The sequence below is a fragment of the Halanaerobiales bacterium genome (assembly GCA_035270125.1).
Lineage (GTDB): Bacteria > Bacillota > Halanaerobiia > Halanaerobiales > DATFIM01 > DATFIM01.
In genome coordinates, this window is the sequence record DATFIM010000130.1 from 1 (window position 1) to 16625 (window position 16625).

At 29.2% G+C, this 16625-nt stretch carries 15 protein-coding genes and 1 pseudogene; all 16 read left to right on the forward strand.

Features of this window, described 5'->3' with window-relative positions:
- Positions 1 to 259 (forward strand): phosphatidylglycerophosphatase A (locus VJ881_06730; GenBank protein ID HKL75746.1); only part of this gene is annotated, 259 nt, incomplete at its 5' end.
- Between the two features lie 104 nt (positions 260 to 363).
- A complete protein-coding gene (locus VJ881_06735; protein ID HKL75747.1) occupies positions 364 to 507 on the forward strand; it encodes a hypothetical protein in 144 nt (47 codons plus the stop codon).
- Between the two features lie 12 nt (positions 508 to 519).
- Positions 520 to 891, forward strand: a pseudogene (locus VJ881_06740) (peptide-methionine (S)-S-oxide reductase).
- Positions 892 to 1026: 135 nt separating this feature from the next.
- Positions 1027 to 1581, forward strand: a complete 555-nt coding sequence (gene msrB, locus VJ881_06745) for a peptide-methionine (R)-S-oxide reductase MsrB (protein ID HKL75748.1) — start codon at positions 1027 to 1029, stop codon at positions 1579 to 1581.
- 139 nt (positions 1582 to 1720) lie between these two features.
- Positions 1721 to 2629, forward strand: a complete 909-nt coding sequence (locus VJ881_06750) for an MBL fold metallo-hydrolase (protein HKL75749.1) — start codon at positions 1721 to 1723, stop codon at positions 2627 to 2629.
- A gap of 47 nt (positions 2630 to 2676) precedes the next feature.
- Complete coding sequence (locus VJ881_06755; GenBank protein ID HKL75750.1) at positions 2677 to 4140, forward strand: serine hydrolase domain-containing protein; 1464 nt, start codon at positions 2677 to 2679, stop codon at positions 4138 to 4140.
- Positions 4141 to 4151: 11 nt separating this feature from the next.
- Positions 4152 to 5540 carry an MATE family efflux transporter gene (locus VJ881_06760; GenBank protein ID HKL75751.1) on the forward strand — a complete coding sequence of 463 codons (1389 nt, stop codon included), beginning with the start codon at positions 4152 to 4154 and terminating at the stop codon, positions 5538 to 5540.
- A gap of 15 nt (positions 5541 to 5555) precedes the next feature.
- The gene (locus VJ881_06765) at positions 5556 to 6323 is read left to right on the forward strand and encodes an arginine deiminase family protein (GenBank protein ID HKL75752.1); all 768 of its coding nucleotides are present in this window, start codon (positions 5556 to 5558) and stop codon (positions 6321 to 6323) included.
- Positions 6324 to 6344: 21 nt separating this feature from the next.
- Complete coding sequence (locus VJ881_06770) at positions 6345 to 7388, forward strand: 2-hydroxyacyl-CoA dehydratase family protein (protein HKL75753.1); 1044 nt, start codon at positions 6345 to 6347, stop codon at positions 7386 to 7388.
- Positions 7389 to 7391: 3 nt separating this feature from the next.
- Positions 7392 to 8621 carry a 2-hydroxyacyl-CoA dehydratase family protein gene (locus tag VJ881_06775; GenBank protein HKL75754.1) on the forward strand — a complete coding sequence of 410 codons (1230 nt, stop codon included), beginning with the start codon at positions 7392 to 7394 and terminating at the stop codon, positions 8619 to 8621.
- Positions 8622 to 8624: 3 nt separating this feature from the next.
- Positions 8625 to 9407, forward strand: coding sequence for an acyl-CoA dehydratase activase (locus tag VJ881_06780; protein HKL75755.1), 783 nt, complete (start codon positions 8625 to 8627; stop codon positions 9405 to 9407).
- Between the two features lie 152 nt (positions 9408 to 9559).
- A complete protein-coding gene (locus VJ881_06785; GenBank protein HKL75756.1) occupies positions 9560 to 10765 on the forward strand; it encodes a hypothetical protein in 1206 nt (401 codons plus the stop codon).
- A gap of 29 nt (positions 10766 to 10794) precedes the next feature.
- The gene (locus VJ881_06790; protein HKL75757.1) at positions 10795 to 11976 is read left to right on the forward strand and encodes an amidohydrolase family protein; all 1182 of its coding nucleotides are present in this window, start codon (positions 10795 to 10797) and stop codon (positions 11974 to 11976) included.
- A gap of 124 nt (positions 11977 to 12100) precedes the next feature.
- Positions 12101 to 14836: a S8 family serine peptidase gene (locus VJ881_06795; protein HKL75758.1), complete on the forward strand. Its 2736-nt coding sequence runs from the start codon at positions 12101 to 12103 to the stop codon at positions 14834 to 14836.
- A gap of 246 nt (positions 14837 to 15082) precedes the next feature.
- On the forward strand, positions 15083 to 16270 hold the full coding sequence (locus VJ881_06800; protein HKL75759.1) for a BTAD domain-containing putative transcriptional regulator: 1188 nt from the start codon (positions 15083 to 15085) through the stop codon (positions 16268 to 16270).
- A 133-nt stretch (positions 16271 to 16403) separates the two neighbouring features.
- Positions 16404 to 16625, forward strand: a 222-nt coding sequence (locus tag VJ881_06805) for a hypothetical protein (protein HKL75760.1), incomplete at its 3' end; no start/stop codon positions are given.

The window sequence follows — 16625 nt, forward strand, 5'->3', positions numbered from 1 at the left end:
TCCAGAACCATTGCAAAATATAATTGATACAGATGAAGGATTATATGGTATTGATGAAATAATTCCACTTTCTATTGTTAACTTGTATGGAACTATAGGTCTTACCAGTTATGGTTATTTAGATAAAGAAAAAATGGGAATAATTAAAGAGCTTGATACCAAAAAAGGTGGAGAAGTAAATACATTTTTGGATGATATAGTGGCAGGAATTGCTTCTGCAGCTGCCAGTCGTTATGCTCACGGTGAAGGCAGTGATTGATTAAAACAATAAAGCAAAATTGTAATTAATTTACTTGCAATTAGTAACTATTATTAGTAAAATATAAACATGCAATACAATAAAGATAAAAGGAGGGATTGCAAGTGAATTATATAATAGTATTTACAATTTTAAGTCTACTCATTTTGATACCATTAGGTTCAGTAAACGCTCAATTTCAAACAGAATTAGATAAAGAAATGAAAAATGTTGATAAAATTGATACAGCTACATTTGGCCTTGGTTGATTTTGGGGCTCGGATGCTGCCTTTGGAGCTTTAAAAGGGGTAGTAAGAACCCGAGTAGGTTACGCCGGTGGCGTAAGTGAAAGTCCAACTTATCAGAATATAGGTGATCATACTGAAGTAGTAGAAGTTGATTATAATCCTAATCTAATATCATATAAAGAACTTTTGGATTACTTTTTTGAAAATCACAATCCTTATCGACAATCGTATTCAAGACAGTATTATTCTATGATTCTTTATCATGATGAAGAACAGTTTAATACTATACTTGAAGTAAAAAGAGAACTGGAAGATAATTCTGGAAAAGAAATACAAACAGAAATAAATGATTATCAAGAATTTTTTCTTGCAGAGACCTATCATCAAAAATATTATTTACAACAACACAGAAAATTTAAAAATCACTATCTAGATCTTTACTCTGTAAGAGAATTTATTGATTCTACAGCAGTTGCCAGGGTTAATGGTTACCTTGGTAAAAAAGGAAGTAAAGAACAACTTTTAAATGAAATAGGTAAATTGGGATTAACTGAAGAATTACAAAAAGAATTACTTGATATCTATGGTATAGATGAAGCTGAAATTGACTGTAGTACCAGTTGTGTTACTAAAAGTGCTGATGAAGTAGAAATTTTAGAAGAAGATAAAAAGGAAGAGTTATTAGAAAAATTAACTGAACTTCAATACAAGGTAACTCAATTAGATGCTACAGAACCTGCTTTTAACAACAAATATTGGGATAATAAAGAAGCAGGAATTTATGTTGATGTAGTTTCTGGAGAACCTCTTTTTAGTTCAACTGATAAGTATAGTTCTGGATCAGGTTGGCCGAGTTTTACCAAACCATTAGTTGAAGAAAATATTGTAGAAAAAAAAGATAAAAGTCTATTTATGGCAAGGACTGAAGTAAGAAGTAAAAAAGCTGATTCTCATTTAGGTCATGTCTTTAAAGATGGCCCTGAACCAACTGGATTAAGATATTGTATAAATTCTGCAGCATTAGAATTTATACCTGCTGATAAGTTAGAAGAAAGAGGATATGAAGAATTCAAATATTTATTTGAAGATGAATAAAAAATAAATAGCAGATTAGTTAATTTGAAATGATCTCAGGATAAAACCTGAGGTCTTTTTTTTTATAAATTGTTATATAATTCAATTAATGATATAATTTTTTTAACAAATCTAATTTTAAATCATGGAGGTAATAGTTATGTTAAAAGAAATAAAGGAAATAGGACAAAGAGGAGTTATTTTTCAATATGAAGATCAGAATTTAGTTTATTTAATTAAAGGTGATAAAAGACTTTATTTATGTGATACTCATTTAGGTAATAAATCAATGCAGGTAGTCAAAGACTATATTAATGATAAAGGGTATCAAGATAAAGAACTGGTTATTTTTAATTCCCATTCTGATTATGATCATATTTGGGGAAATGGTGTATTTGCTGATAATTTGATTATTGCCCATCAGTCAGCCTTAGATAGATTTAAAATTAGAGGTGAATATGACCTTGAAATGAAAAACGATTTTAAAAACGGAGAAGTAAAGTTAGCTCAACCTAATTTAACTTTTGTAGATAGGTTATATTTTGCAGATGATGAAATAGAATTTGTTTATGCTCCAGGTCACACAATCGATTCAGCGATTTGTATTGATAAAAAAGATTCTACAGTTTATGTTGGAGATTTAGTTGAAACACCTATTCCTATGATATTTTGGGAAGATTTAGATGGTTTTATTAAAACATTAAAATATTTAAAAAATATACAGCCCAAAAGATATATTGCTTCTCATTCAGGTATAGTAAATAAAAAAGATATTAATGGTAATCTTGACTATTTGCAGAAATTAAATAATTGTGAAGAACAAAATTTTAAACATGATGGAATAAATAGGATACATAAATTTAATAAAAAGAATATTTTAATGCAGCAGTTTGAAAAAATGGCCAGGGATAAATCAAAAGGTAATTTTAATTATAAAGATTTTAAAAGGAATTTTTGGAATGAACTCGGTGTTGAATCTGAAGATTTAAATCGTGAATTCGATTATTTACTAGCTACCGGTGAAGAGAAATTAAAAAATGCGTTTAAAAGATATATATCGGGTATTTAATTTAACAGGATTTGTTATGAAAAATTAAGTTTTAGGAGGAAAATGAATTGAGAAAAGTCTTTGTGTTTATTTTACTTATATTGTTAATAATTTTAGGAGGGATTTTTTATCAGAATGTTAATTCAATAGTATCTGCTAATGACAACATTAATAATAAGCTTGATTTAGTTATAAATAATGCTATTGAAAAAAATCGTATTCCTGGAATAGCAGTATCAGCTGTAAAAGATGGTGAAGTGATTTATAGCAAAGGATTTGAAAAATCTACTGGTGACAATGAAATAGAAATAGCTCCTGATACTCCTTTATATATAGGATCAATCAGTAAATCTTTTACCTCTTTAGCTATTATGCAATTAGTTGAAGAAGAAAAAATAAATCTTGATGATCCTGTAGGAAAATATTTATCGTTTTTTGATGTGGATAAAATAAACTTTGAAGGTGAGATAACTATACGCCATCTTTTGCATCATAGAAGTGGGATGACTGAAGAAGAATATTTGACTTCTTTACCTGGAAATTTATCTATTGAAGAAGGGGTTAAAGACCTTCAGGGGATGAAGTTAAGTTTTCAACCTGGTGAAAAATTCAATTATTTTAATCCGAATTATAATATTTTAGGTCTAATAATTGAAAAAGTTTCTAATCAGAGTTATGAAAATTATATTAAAGAAAATATTTTAGATCCTCTTGAAATGAAAAATACCTATTTAAATAAAGAAGTAATTGAAGAAAAAATACCTGAAGGGCATTTGAGCTTTTTTTCTTTTCCAATAAAAAAAGAGGAAGAATTTAAGCAACATTCACTTCCCTCTGGTTTTATTATATCTACAGCCAATGATATGGCCAATTACCTTATTTTTCAACAAACAGGTGAATATAAAGGAAAACAATTAATATCATCTGACTACTTAAAAGAAATGCATACTCCCTGGAATAATGAAGAAACCGGATATGCAATGGGCTGGAATATTGGAGAAAAGTTTGATTATAAAATAATAGAACATGGTGGTTCTCTTTATAGTTATTCAGCTAATATGACAATGATTCCAGAAAAAAATACTGGAGTTATTTTATTAATAAATCAAAATCATTTTGTTTATAATATAATTTCTAATAATCAGTTAGTAGATAATATATTAAAAATATTAATTAATCCTAATATAGAAATAGATGAAATTGATTTTATTCCTTTAGGGCCTATATTTTTAGTTTTGGCTTTAATAGCGATATTAACAATTATAAAAGATATATATCAGTTATTTAATTTAAATAAATGGAAAAAGAAAATAGAAGAAAAAACTAAATTCAAAATATATTTTGATATTATTTCAGATTTATTAATGCCCTCTTCTCTAATAATAATTATTCCCTTTATATTTGATATGGTATTCAATAGAAAAATGAGTTTTTTACCTGCTTTTTATCTTATGCCAGGTGTAGTTAGTTGGCTTATTCTCAGTAGTATCTTGAATGTAGGAAAAGGTATATTAAAAATATTAAAAAAATAGGTGTGATATAAATGGCAGTATTTGTAGCATATTTTCCAGTATGGAAAGAAGCATTAATTTTAGCCTGGCCAGTAGTTTTAAATCATATTTTTACTACTGCTATGCGAACTACTGATATGATTCTTATGGGTTTTTTTGGACCGGCAGCAGTAACAGCTGTAGGATTAGGTGATGTTTGGGAAAGAATAATTTTAAGAATCGGACTTGGTTTAGGTACAGGAAGTATATCTCTTATCTCTCAGGAAAGTGGAACAGGTTCAAAAAAAGCACAAGATAATGCAGATGAAGTATTAAGTCAGGCAATATTTGCCAGTTTTCTTATTGGTATTCCTTTTATAATTATAGGGTGGCTTATACCGGAAAAATTAATATCAATTCTAGGAGCTGCCCCAGAAGTTGTAAAATTAGGAGCTCAGTATTTACTTATTATGTTTTCAGCTGCTCCTTTTAGAATAATGACAATTATATCTGCCCGAGCTTTACAGGGAACAGGTGACACCAAAACACCGATGGTTGTAGAAGTTATAGGTAATTTAGTTAATATTTCGCTTTCAATAGTTTTGGCTTTAGGAATTGGTCCTTTCCCTGATTATGGGGTTATTGGAGTTGGTATCGGTACTTTTAGTGCAAAGCTGTTATCTGCTATTATATATATAGTTTTATTTATAGGTCCTAAAACAAAGTTTAATTTACAACTACCATCTAAAGACTGGAATTATACAATCATTACCCAGTTATTTAAAGTAAGTATGCCAAAGATTATGCAGGGATTATATCAAAGTCTTATAACTTTTCCTTTTAATTCTCTGGTTCTTATGTTTGGTACTGAAGCAGCTGCAGCCTATCATATCTCCAGAAGAATTCACCAGCAGTTAATTGCTCCTTTGTTTAGGTCTTATTATACAGTTACTACAATTTTGGTTGGCCAAAAACTTGGTGCCGGTGAAGTTGATGAAAGCAAAAAAACAACTAGAGCTATGCTCTGGCTGGGAGTTCTTACAATTGGAAGTTTTGGAGTTATATTGTTTTTTAGTGCGCCATTTTTCATAAAAATATTCACTGATAATAAAGAATCTATTGGTTTTGGGATTAAATTCTTAAAAGCTTTAAGTATAGGAGCTCCGCTCCTTACTATTTATGGTATTTTTGCCGGGATGTTAAATGGTGCCGGTAATACCAAAAGTTCTTTTTATGGAAATGTTTTTAGTCAGACAATTTTTAAATTGGGATTAAGTTATTTGCTTAGCCAAATATTAGGTTTTGGGTTGATTGGTGTCTTAATTGGATTGGTAGTTGATTTTGCAGTACGAGGACTCTGGGTTGGAAGAAAATATCTATCTGGAGAATGGATAGAAGAAGCAGATCAAATGATTGAAGAAAGAAGAGCAAATACTAAATAAAATGGAGTGATTTATATGAAATTTAAAAATGCAATTGTTAAGAAACCTGCTAAAACTATTTTAAAAGGGATAACTACTGCAGATCTTGGAAAACCCGATTACCAAAAGGCTTTAAAACAACATCAGGAATATGTAAATACCCTAAAAGAATGTGGAGTTAAAGTAGAAGTATTAAAAGCAGATGAAAAATATCCAGATTCCACTTTTGTTGAAGACCCAGCTGTTTTAACTAAAGAATGTGCTATAATAACCAACCCAGGTGCTGATAGTAGAAAAGGTGAAACAAAAGATATAAAAAAAGCGGTTAAAAGATATTATAAAAATAGTGTTTATGAAATCGATCCTCCAGCTACTCTGGAAGGGGGAGATATAATGCAGGTAGATGATCATTTTTATATTGGTATTTCTGATAGAACTAATAAAAAAGGAGCAAAACAGCTATTAACTTATCTTAATTTTCATGGATATACCGGTGATATAGTTGAATTTAAAGGTATACTTCATCTGAAAACTGGTATGAGTTATATTGGAAATAATACCATACTTATTACTGATTTATTAGCAGATAAAGATATTTTTGCTGATTTTAATAAAATTAAAGTAAATAAAGAAGAAGCTTATGCTGCAAATTGCATACGAATTAATGATTTTGTTATTATACCAGCAGGATTTCCCGAAACTAAAAAAGCAATAGAAAAAGCAGGATTTAAAACTAAAACAGTAGATGTATCTGAATTTAGAAAAATTGATGGTGGTTTAAGTTGTCTTTCTCTCAGATTTTAATTTATTTAGTGAGGTGTTAATATGAGTAAAGCTACATTAAAAATCAATTGTAGTTATATACCTCCAGAAATCATAACAGCAGCTGGTTATCAATTAAATAGAGTTTGGCCAAATAATATAGGGAGTAAAGGTAGAGATTTACTCCCTACTAATTATTGTCCATATAGTCGAGCTTTTTTATCTGAAATAATAGATGAAAAAGATAAATTAATTCTAGCTAATAGCTGTGATGCAATGAGGAGAGTATATGATATTAAAAACAATATATCCTATTTATTACAGGTGCCACGAAAGATAAATAAAACTAATATTAACTTTTATAAAGAAAAATTAATTGAAATCCAAAACTTATTATTAAAAAATAAAGATAAGCAGTTAAAAAATGAAATTTCACAAAATAAATTACTAGAAAAAGAAGTAATGGAATTTAATGAAACCAGAGAACTTATGAAAAAACTAAGAGATGAAATATTAATAAATGATAAAGCATCATTTTCTATTTTAGTTAATGTTTTAAAGAATAATTATTATAAAAAAGATAAAGAAAAAATAAAAAAAGCAATTAAAAAGATAAAAAATTATTCAAAAATAAAAAATAATGATTATTACCCAAAAGTTATAATAAGTAGTAGCTGTTTACTTGATAAAAGTTTAATAAAAAAAGTAGAGAAATCTGGAATGGAAGTTGTTGCTTTAGATTCATGTCTGGGAGAAAGAACTTTTGATTTTGAAGTTGATAAAAATTATGATAATATTATGGAAAATTTAGCCAGTTCATATCTAAATAAAAAATTATGTCCCAGAATGATGGATTTAAATAAAAGATTGGCTGAAATAAAAGACCTCGTTTTTAACAGAAATGCAGATGGATTAATCTATTTTATACCCAAATTTTGTGATCAGAGTAGCTATGATTTCAAATTTATAAAAGAATGGGCTCAAAAAAATAATTTTCCAATTTTAAAATTAGAGGGTGAATATAATGCTGGTCAGAAAGGGCAATTAACTACCAGAATTGAAGCATTTAAAGAATCTCTAAAAATTGCTGTAAATAATGAGGTGTAATTTATGTATAAATTATTTAATAATAAAACTTTTATCAAAAAAGCATTAAATATTGGACTTAGTTATGAGATAGCTAAAATAATTGCTCACTGGAAGGCCGAAGGTTTTATGAAAGAGGCCTTTCTTTTTAATATAGAAGAGACCAAAAAAGCATATAATAACAATAAACCTACAGTTTGGTGCAGTACTTTTGTTCCCAGTGAATTAATTTACAGTATTGGGGGAGTACCTTTTATGCCTGAAGTTGCAGCTGGTTTTGTTTCAAAAATTGGTATGGCTGCAGAAACTTTACATAAGGCAGAAAGTGATTGGTTTAATAATGATCTATGTAGTATTCACAGATGTGGTACAGGTTTAATGCTGGAGGGATATATGCCAGAACCGGATTATATAATAGCTTCATCTCATCTCTGTGATGGTGCTAAAAGGTATTTGCAGCATATTAGTCAGGAGTATGAGGTCCCATTTTATTTATTGGAAACATCTTATTATAATAATGAAATAAAATATCTAATTAAACAGATTAAAGAATTAATTGATGATATTGGAATTACACCAAATTTTGAAAAAGTTTTTAAAAGATCTAATAAAGCTTATAATTATCATAAAAAGGTAAATGAATTAAGAAAAAAGGATCCAGTAGTATTTTCTGGAGAAAGAGCTTTGAATTTAGTTACTATGGAATTTATGTCTTTTGGAAGTGAAAAAGGGATTAAATTTTATAAAAAGTTAGCAAATACTTTAGAAAAACGTATTAGAAATAATGAAGGAATAATAGATCAACAAAGATATAGATTGCTCTGGCTACATTTAAAACCATATTATTCTCAAGAAATATTTACTACTTTAAGAGAAAAAAAGGCAGTTATAGCTTTTGAGGAATATTATCAATTATATTGGGAAAAACTTAATATAGATAAGCCTTATTATAGTCTGGCCAAAAAAATGATAAACCATTTTGGCTGGGGAGAATTGAAAGAACAAAAAAATGATATTTTGGAACTTATTAATAATTATAATATTGATGGGGTAATAGGATTTTCTCAATGGGGATGCAGGCAAAATAATGGTCGGATGGGAATGTTAAAAAAAGAATTAAAAGACGAGAATAATATACCTTTTTTGAATATACATGGTGATTTAGTTGATTCCAGAAATTATCAGGAAGGCCAGCTTAGAACCAGATTACAGGCTTTTGTAGAATTGATTGATATGAAAAAAGGAGGCAAATAAGTAATGCTAACTGCAGGAATTGATGTAGGTTCTCGGACAACAAAAGTTGTGGTTTTGGATAATCAAAAATGGATTGGTGAAAAAATCCAAAAAACAGGTGCAAATAGTATTAAAAGAGCTGAAGAAGTTTTTGATTTAGTTCTTGATGAACTTGATTTAAAAAAAGAAGATATAAATTACATAATAGCTACAGGTTATGGAAGAGTAAATATTTCTTTTGCTGATGAAAAAGTAACTGAAATAACCTGCCATGGTTTAGGAGCTCATAAATTATTTCCAGGTACTAAAACAATTATTGATATAGGTGGTCAGGATAGTAAGGTTATTAGTCTTGATGATAGTGGAAGAGTAGATGATTTTATTATGAATGACAAATGTGCTGCTGGAACAGGTAGATTTTTGGAAGTAATGGCAGATAATCTTGAAGTACCTTTAGAAAATATTGGTGAATTATCTTTAAAATCTAATGAACCTGCTGATATTTCAAGTACCTGTACAGTCTTTGCTGAATCTGAAGTTATTAGTTTGGTAGCTGAAGGAGTAAAAAAATCAAAAATTTTAAGAGGATTACATAAAGCGATTGTTAGAAAGATGATTGGAATGGTTCATAGAGTTGGTTTAAATAAAGAAATAACAATGACAGGTGGAGTATGTCACAATAATGGAGTTTATGAAATTTTAGAAAAAGAATTAGGATTTAAGATTAACAGACCGTCTAAACCACAATATGTTGGAGCCTATGGAGCTGCTAATTTAGCTAATATAAAGTTAAAAAAACAAAATTAAGAAAAATATGAATTTTATTCTCTTCCTTGAATTTAAAATTTTATATGTTACAATCTCAAACAATACACTAATACATTAAAGTAATAAAATATTAAATTAAAGAATTGAGCAGAAAGTATTAGGTGTAAAACTATTTTCAAGGAGGAGATAGTATGTCAGGAGTTTTAGCTTTAACGGTAGTTTTAATTGTATTTGCAATTGGAGATCTTTTTTCAGCAAAAACCAATGCTCTTTTGTCTATGTTATTTGTAAGTTCTTTTATATTTTTAATTTCATTTTGGTTAGGACTTCCTAAATCTATATTTCAGGATGCAGCTTTAATTAAAATTGGGGGAGTTTTAGTTGCATTTTTAATTACTCATATGGGAACTTTATTAAATATTGATGAATTATTAGCTCAATGGAAAACAGTTTTAATTGCTTTAGGAGCTGTAGTTGGAGTAGGTATATTTGTATTATTAATAGCAAGTTTTATTGTAGGTAAGCAGACAGCAATTGTAGCTGCCCCCCCTATTTCTGGAGGAATAGTTGCTGCTATAATAATGTCAGAGAAGGCTTCAGCTATAGGACTTGATAATATGGCAGTTTTAGCAACTTTACTAGTTGTAATTCAGGGTTTTATTGGATATCCTTTAACTTCATATTTATTAACCAGTGAAGCAAGTGATGTTGTTAATAATATGGATAAATCAGAAAACGATTTAGAAGAAAAAGAAGAAGTGGAAGAAAAAGTTCAGGTTGAAGGAGAAGAAGAAAACAAAAAACCGGCTTATCAGGTAATACCTCCTTTACCAGAAAATCTACAAACTTCATTTATATTATTGGCTAAATTGGGAATTATGGCATTTTTGGCTCTGAAATTGGCTGCTCTTACCGGAGGAATTGTTCACAAGTTTGTTATGGCTTTATTAGTTGGAATAATTGGTCGTGAAATAGGATTTTTAGAAGAGAATATAATGGAAAAAGCTAATGCTTTTGGCCTGGGAATGGTGGCTTTATTGGCAATTGTGATGAATAATCTTACAAAAGCTACTCCAGAATTAGTATTAGATTTATTAGTACCAATAGCAGTTACTTTATTTGCTGGTTCTGTTGGTATAGCTTTAGTTAGTGGTTTAATAAGTAAATTGTTAGGTTTTTCAGCGAAAATGGGGATGTCAATTGGCTTTTCTGCACTCTATGGTTTTCCTGGTACTTATATTATTTCTCATGAAGCTGCAGAAGCTGTCAGTGAAAATGAAAAAGAGAAAGAAGCTATTTTAGATCATATATTACCTAAAATGTTAGTGGCAGGTTTTGTCACGGTTACTATTTCATCAGTTGTTCTGGCTGGAATATTTGTGAATATGTTAGGTTAAATAAAAAATAAAACAGAGGAGTAGATAGTATGAAAAAATTATTTAAGAATATGAGATTGGTTGATGTTGAAAATGAAGAAATAATAGAAGATGCAGTATTTACAGTTGAAGATGATAAATTTAATTTTGTTGGAAATTCTGAAAAAGATGTAGATGATTTTGATGAAGTTGTAAACTTTGGAGGAAAAACAGTTATACCGGGGCTTATAGATGCCCACATCCATTCTCTTTTTGATGCTTCAGGTGATCCTTTTGGATCTCTAGAAGCAGAGTCAGCTTCAATGATTACATTAAAAGCTGCAAATTTTATGGAAAAAACTCTTGAGGCTGGTATTGTAGCTATTAGAGATATGGGGGGAGTTGATTATTTAGAAATGGGACTAAATGAGGCAATTAAGTCTGGACTTAGTAAAGGTCCCAGAATGCAATTATCAGGAAAATTGATTACAATGACCGGAGGACACGGTCATCAATTTGGCCGGGAAGTAGATAGTCCTCATGAAGCTCGTAAAGCTGCCAGAGAACAGCTTAAAAATGGTGTTGATTTAATAAAAATAATGGCTACTGGTGGAGTTATGACAGAAGGTGTTCAACCAGGTGCTCCTCAGTTAACAGAAGAAGAAATGAGAGCAGCTATCATTGAAGCTCATAAAGCTGAAAGAAAAACTGCTACTCATGCTCAGGGAGTTGAGGGAATTAAGAATGCTTTAAGAGCAGGTATAGATTCAATTGAACATGGTATTTTCCTTGATGATGAGGCTATAGAGTTGATGGTTCATAATGATGTTTTTTTGGTCCCTACCTTAGCAGCACCTTATTGGATTATAGATGCAGGAGTTGAAAAGGGGGTTCCTGAATTTGCAGTAGAAAAATCGAAAGCAGTAATAGAAAGTCATGCAAAGAGTTTTCAAAAAGCAAGAGAAGCTGGTGTAAAAATTGCTATGGGAACAGATGCCGGTACTCCTTTTAATAAACATGGTAAAAACAAATTTGAAATAAAAATGATGGTAGAAAATGGAATGAAACCTATTGAAGCAATTAAAGCAGCCACAATGGGTGGAGCTGAATTGATGGAACTAACAGATAAACTTGGTTCTATTAGTGAAGGTAAACTTGCAGATATGGTAGTTGTTGATGGTAAACCAGACCAGGATATAGAAGATATTTATGAAGTTGCTGAGGTATATAAAGAAGGTAAAAAGGTAAAGTAAAACTTAATAAAATTATAAATTTATATATTTTTTATATAAACCCTCATTCATTTGATATGAATGGGGGTTTTTTGTATTTTAAGAGAGTTATCTAACTTAAATAAAATTTAGTTGTGAGTGAGTTATGACTACTAAATCAGTTTTTGATGGTACAATTTACCTAGAAGATGATAATAAGGAGATGACAAGTATGGTTAAGAAAAAATATTTATACTTGATAGTGGTTTTTGTGTTGCTATTAGGTGTATGGGGATGTGATAATGATCAAAGTTCTGTTGATAAATTTAGTGTCTCTACTGCAGTAGTAGGAGAAGGAGAAATTATAAAAACTCCCTTTGAAGTTGATTCATCTTCAGGAAGTGAAGTTAATTTAGTAGCTTCACCAGCTGATGGATGGGGATTTAGTCACTGGGAAAAAGATGGAGACATTTATACTCAGACTTTGGAACGGTCAATGGATATTGTTGTTGAAAGTGACATAAGTATTACAGCTATATTTAGACCTTTAGATCAAATATTAAAATTAACAGTTGATGGTGAGGGACAGGTAACTGAAAATATTGCTACAGATAGCCTGGATGAAAAATCTGAAGAAGGTTTTGTTGTTGAAATTATTGCAAAGCCATCTGAAAGTTGGATTTTTTTAGGTTGGCTTGGATTACCAGTAAATCAACAATATAATAATCCGATTATAATTGATAAACATCAAAATTTAGATATTACTGCTGTTTTTGTAAAAAGTGATTATACACTTAGTTTAATAATTAATGGTCAGGGGGAAGTCCAAACAAAACTAATAGAAACTAATGAAAAAATAAGAAATGATTATTCAGAATTTAGTGATATAAATAAAATAGAAAACACAACTACTGATAAAGAACTCCTTTTAATAGGAGGTAGTATAATTGAAGTTAAAGGAGTGGCTCAAGAAAATTGGAATTTTTCCAATTGGGAAGGATATATAAATAGCGAAAACAATCCAATCCAAATTGAAGTGGATGGGGATGTTAATTTAACAGCTAATTTTGTGGAATCTACTACAGATACAGTATATTATACTCTCAATTGGAGTACTAATGGTGGAGGAAATATAAATGAAAAATTATTAAGTGGTAGTAAAGATAATGGCAACTATAGTGAAGGTAGTGAAATAGAATTAGAAGCTGTAGCAGATAATGGTTGGGAATTTACTAGTTGGTCTGGAGACATTGATTCCAGTATTAGTAGTCAAAATCCAATTACAATTACTATGAATAGTAATTATTCAGTAGAAGCAAATTTTTCTGAAATCGTAAGTGATGGAGATATTAATATTAGTGGAAATATTTCTATAAATCACAATTGGCCCTATTCTAAAACATACGATAATCCTGTCAGCAGTTCAAGTTTAGATTCAATTGTTGTTGCTAAAGATATTGAAGAAAAAGAGGGGGAATATATTGAAGGTGAAATGATTATTGGTTTTAATAGAATTGTTGTTGCAAGTCAACAACAGGAAGTTTTAAATAAATTAGGTTTTGAAGTTAAATCTCAACAGACAATATCAAATAGTTATTTAGTAAAAATAAAAGAAGAAAATGCTCAAGAAGCTATAGCAAAAGCGAAGGCTGAAAATGGAGTCCGTTTTGCTGAACCAAATTATATATATCAAGCATTTTCTACAGTTCCTAATGATGAGTATCTTGGTTATCAATGGCATTATCCCCAAATTAGATTACCTCAAGCTTGGGATAGTACCACTGGTTCTTCTTTAGTAAGAATTGCAGTTTTGGATACAGGTATAGATAGTCAACATCCTGATTTGCAAAATAATTTAGATTTAGAAGATGGATACAATTTTCCAGCTCAGTCTACAGATACAAATGATCAATATGGCCATGGAACACATGTGACCGGAACAATAGCTGCAGATACAAACAATAGTCTTGGAGTTGCCGGGGTGATGTGGGAAGCAGAAGTTGTTCCTGTAAAAGTACTGGGAGATGATGGGTATGGTTCAAACTGGGATATTGCTCAGGGAATATTATATGCTGCTGGATTAACTGATGATCCACAAATATCTAAATCCGTAGATGTTATAAGTATGTCTTTAGGTGGGTCCAGTGACAGCCAAACTATAAGTGAAGCAGTTACTGAAGCAGCTAATACTGGTGTAATAATAGTTGCAGCAGCTGGAAATAGCAATACTACTTCTCCAATGTACCCTGCCGCTTATCCAGAAGTTATTTCTGTTGGAGCTGTTGATTTTAATAGTCCTAACGCCCCTATTAGAGCACCCTATTCCTGCTATGGTGACACTCTTGATGTAATGGCTCCAGGCGGTAATACTATTGTTGATAGTGATAATAATGGATATGCAGATGGAGTTTTAAGTACTACATTTGAGGGTAGTGGAGATAATAAAACCTATAGATATATATATTATCAAGGAACTTCAATGGCTACTCCACATGTGAGCGGTTTAATAGGTTTAATGCTAGCAAATGGTATTCCTAGAAATCAGATTAGAGAAGTTTTAAGAGAAACTAGTTTTGATTTAGGAGATCCAGGGTTTGATAGTGAATTTGGTTATGGATTGGTAAATGCTTATTGGGCTTTGAATCAGGTACAAAGTATTAGGATTTTTGCCGGAGAAAGAGATGGAGATAATATAAATGAGGAAGTCGAAATAAGCATAGGACTAAGAGATAGATCTTATAATATTGGAAGCATTACTGGCGGTAATTATGCTATATTTGGATGGATAGATGTTAATGGAAATGATATAATAGATTCAGGTGATTATTTAGCTGAAAGTGAACCACAAACTTTTGAAGAAGGAAATTATCAAGTTGATTTGAATCTAGAAGAAATAGAATAATTTTTTCTAAAAAATATTAGTTTTATTTAAGCATAATGCAATATATATTGCATTATGCTTTTTAATGTATGTCTATTGTTTTTATTATTTGAAAATGGTATAATTAATTATAAATAATATTGTTTATCTATTCAAATTATCACTTCCTTTATTGATATTCTGCACTTAATTATTCTGAATATATTTCTTAATTTTAAATTTTGAATATTAAAATTATTAAAAATGTTTTGTGAAGGAGAGATATTTATGACTGAAAAAAGAATTGAGGTTTATACGCTTGGTAAGTTTGTAGTTAAAAAGGACGATTTTTTAGTTACTGATAAGAGTGTAAGATCTCATAAATTATGGTATCTTTTTAAAATACTTATTAGCTCTCCTGAAAAAATATTTACTGCTGAAGAATTGATGGATAAATTAGACCTTTCTTTAGAATTAATAGATGCTAAAAATGCAATTCAAAATTTGATTTATCGATTAAGAAAACTTTTAGCAAGAAATGAAGAATACATACCTGAAAAATATATAGTGTTTGAAAAAGACGGTTATAGATTTAACTGGGAAGGTAATTTTTATGTAGACTTTATTCAATTTGAAGATTATTGCAAAAAGAGTGAAAAAAATATTAAAAAAAATAATTATGAAGATGCAATAAATTATTCTTTAAAATCTATAGATATCTATAAGGGAAATTTTTTAAATGAAAATAAAGATATGAGCTGGATTATTCAAATGAGAGCTTACTTAAGACGTTTATACTTAGAACAAATATATTTTATTTGTGAACAATTAAATGATAGAGAAAATTTTTCAAAAATTGAAGAAGTTTGTGAAGAAGCTTTAGGAATTGAACCATTTGAAGAAGAAATTCATTATCATTTAATTAATTCTTTATTAAAACAAAATAAAGTCAACAAAGCCAAATTACATTATCAATATACTTTGAATCTATTCACTATTAATAAAATAAAATTATCTTCTCATATTAGTGACTTATTTCAGGAGATAAATCCAACTGAAGAAGATCAAAAAGAAGAAGTGAAAATTATAAAAGCAAAACTTAATAGTTTTGGTTCAGAAGAAGGACTCTGTTTAGTTGACAAGAATGCATTTAATTATCTAAGTTGGATTAGTATTAGAAAAAAAGAAAGAGAAGAATCACCGGTTTTTATTCTTTCAGTTTCTTTAAATATTGATCTTGATCAAATTAGTAAAGAAGATTATCAAGAAATTATAGAATATTTGGAAAATATATTTTTAAAAACATTACGTCATAGTGATGTAATATGTAAATGGACTAAAATACAATATTTGATATTATTTAATGGAGTTAATTTATTTGGTATTCAGGAAATAATAAATAGAATAAGAAAAGATTTTTATAAAGAAGATTTACCCCAGGAAATAATAGTAAATTTAGATTGTATTGAAATATAATCATTAAAATATATTTATTCAAAAAATGACTAATTTATGACTCTCTTCAACTATTTTATGACTGAAATTAAAAAAAATATGTTATACTGTAAATATAGGAGGAAGGGATAAGAATAAACAAGGGGTGAATTAAATGAAAAAAAAATTAGATAATATAAACTTAGAAAAAAATGAGTCTAATTTTTATATTCGTATATTATTTCGCCAAAATGTAACCTATCAAGGAACAATTGAATGGATTTCTGGAACTAAAAATCAAAATAAAAAAAGATATTTTAGAAGCTTATTAGAAATGATATCTTTGATAAATGAAGCTGTAGAAATTAACGATGGTGAAAAAACTGATTATAAAATT

What these genes read in the sequence shown, in the direction of transcription:
- VJ881_06750 (HKL75749.1), top strand. Translation starts at nt 1,721, where the DNA reads ATGTTAAAAGAAATAAAGGAAATAGGACAAAGAGGAGTTATTTTTCAA.
- VJ881_06760 (HKL75751.1), top strand. Translation starts at nt 4,152, where the DNA reads ATGGCAGTATTTGTAGCATATTTTCCAGTATGGAAAGAAGCATTAATT.
- VJ881_06765 (HKL75752.1), top strand. Translation starts at nt 5,556, where the DNA reads ATGAAATTTAAAAATGCAATTGTTAAGAAACCTGCTAAAACTATTTTA.
- VJ881_06770 (HKL75753.1), top strand. Translation starts at nt 6,345, where the DNA reads ATGAGTAAAGCTACATTAAAAATCAATTGTAGTTATATACCTCCAGAA.
- VJ881_06775 (HKL75754.1), top strand. Translation starts at nt 7,392, where the DNA reads ATGTATAAATTATTTAATAATAAAACTTTTATCAAAAAAGCATTAAAT.
- VJ881_06780 (HKL75755.1), top strand. Translation starts at nt 8,625, where the DNA reads ATGCTAACTGCAGGAATTGATGTAGGTTCTCGGACAACAAAAGTTGTG.
- VJ881_06785 (HKL75756.1), top strand. Translation starts at nt 9,560, where the DNA reads ATGTCAGGAGTTTTAGCTTTAACGGTAGTTTTAATTGTATTTGCAATT.
- VJ881_06790 (HKL75757.1), top strand. Translation starts at nt 10,795, where the DNA reads ATGAAAAAATTATTTAAGAATATGAGATTGGTTGATGTTGAAAATGAA.
- VJ881_06795 (HKL75758.1), top strand. Translation starts at nt 12,101, where the DNA reads ATGACTACTAAATCAGTTTTTGATGGTACAATTTACCTAGAAGATGAT.
- VJ881_06800 (HKL75759.1), top strand. Translation starts at nt 15,083, where the DNA reads ATGACTGAAAAAAGAATTGAGGTTTATACGCTTGGTAAGTTTGTAGTT.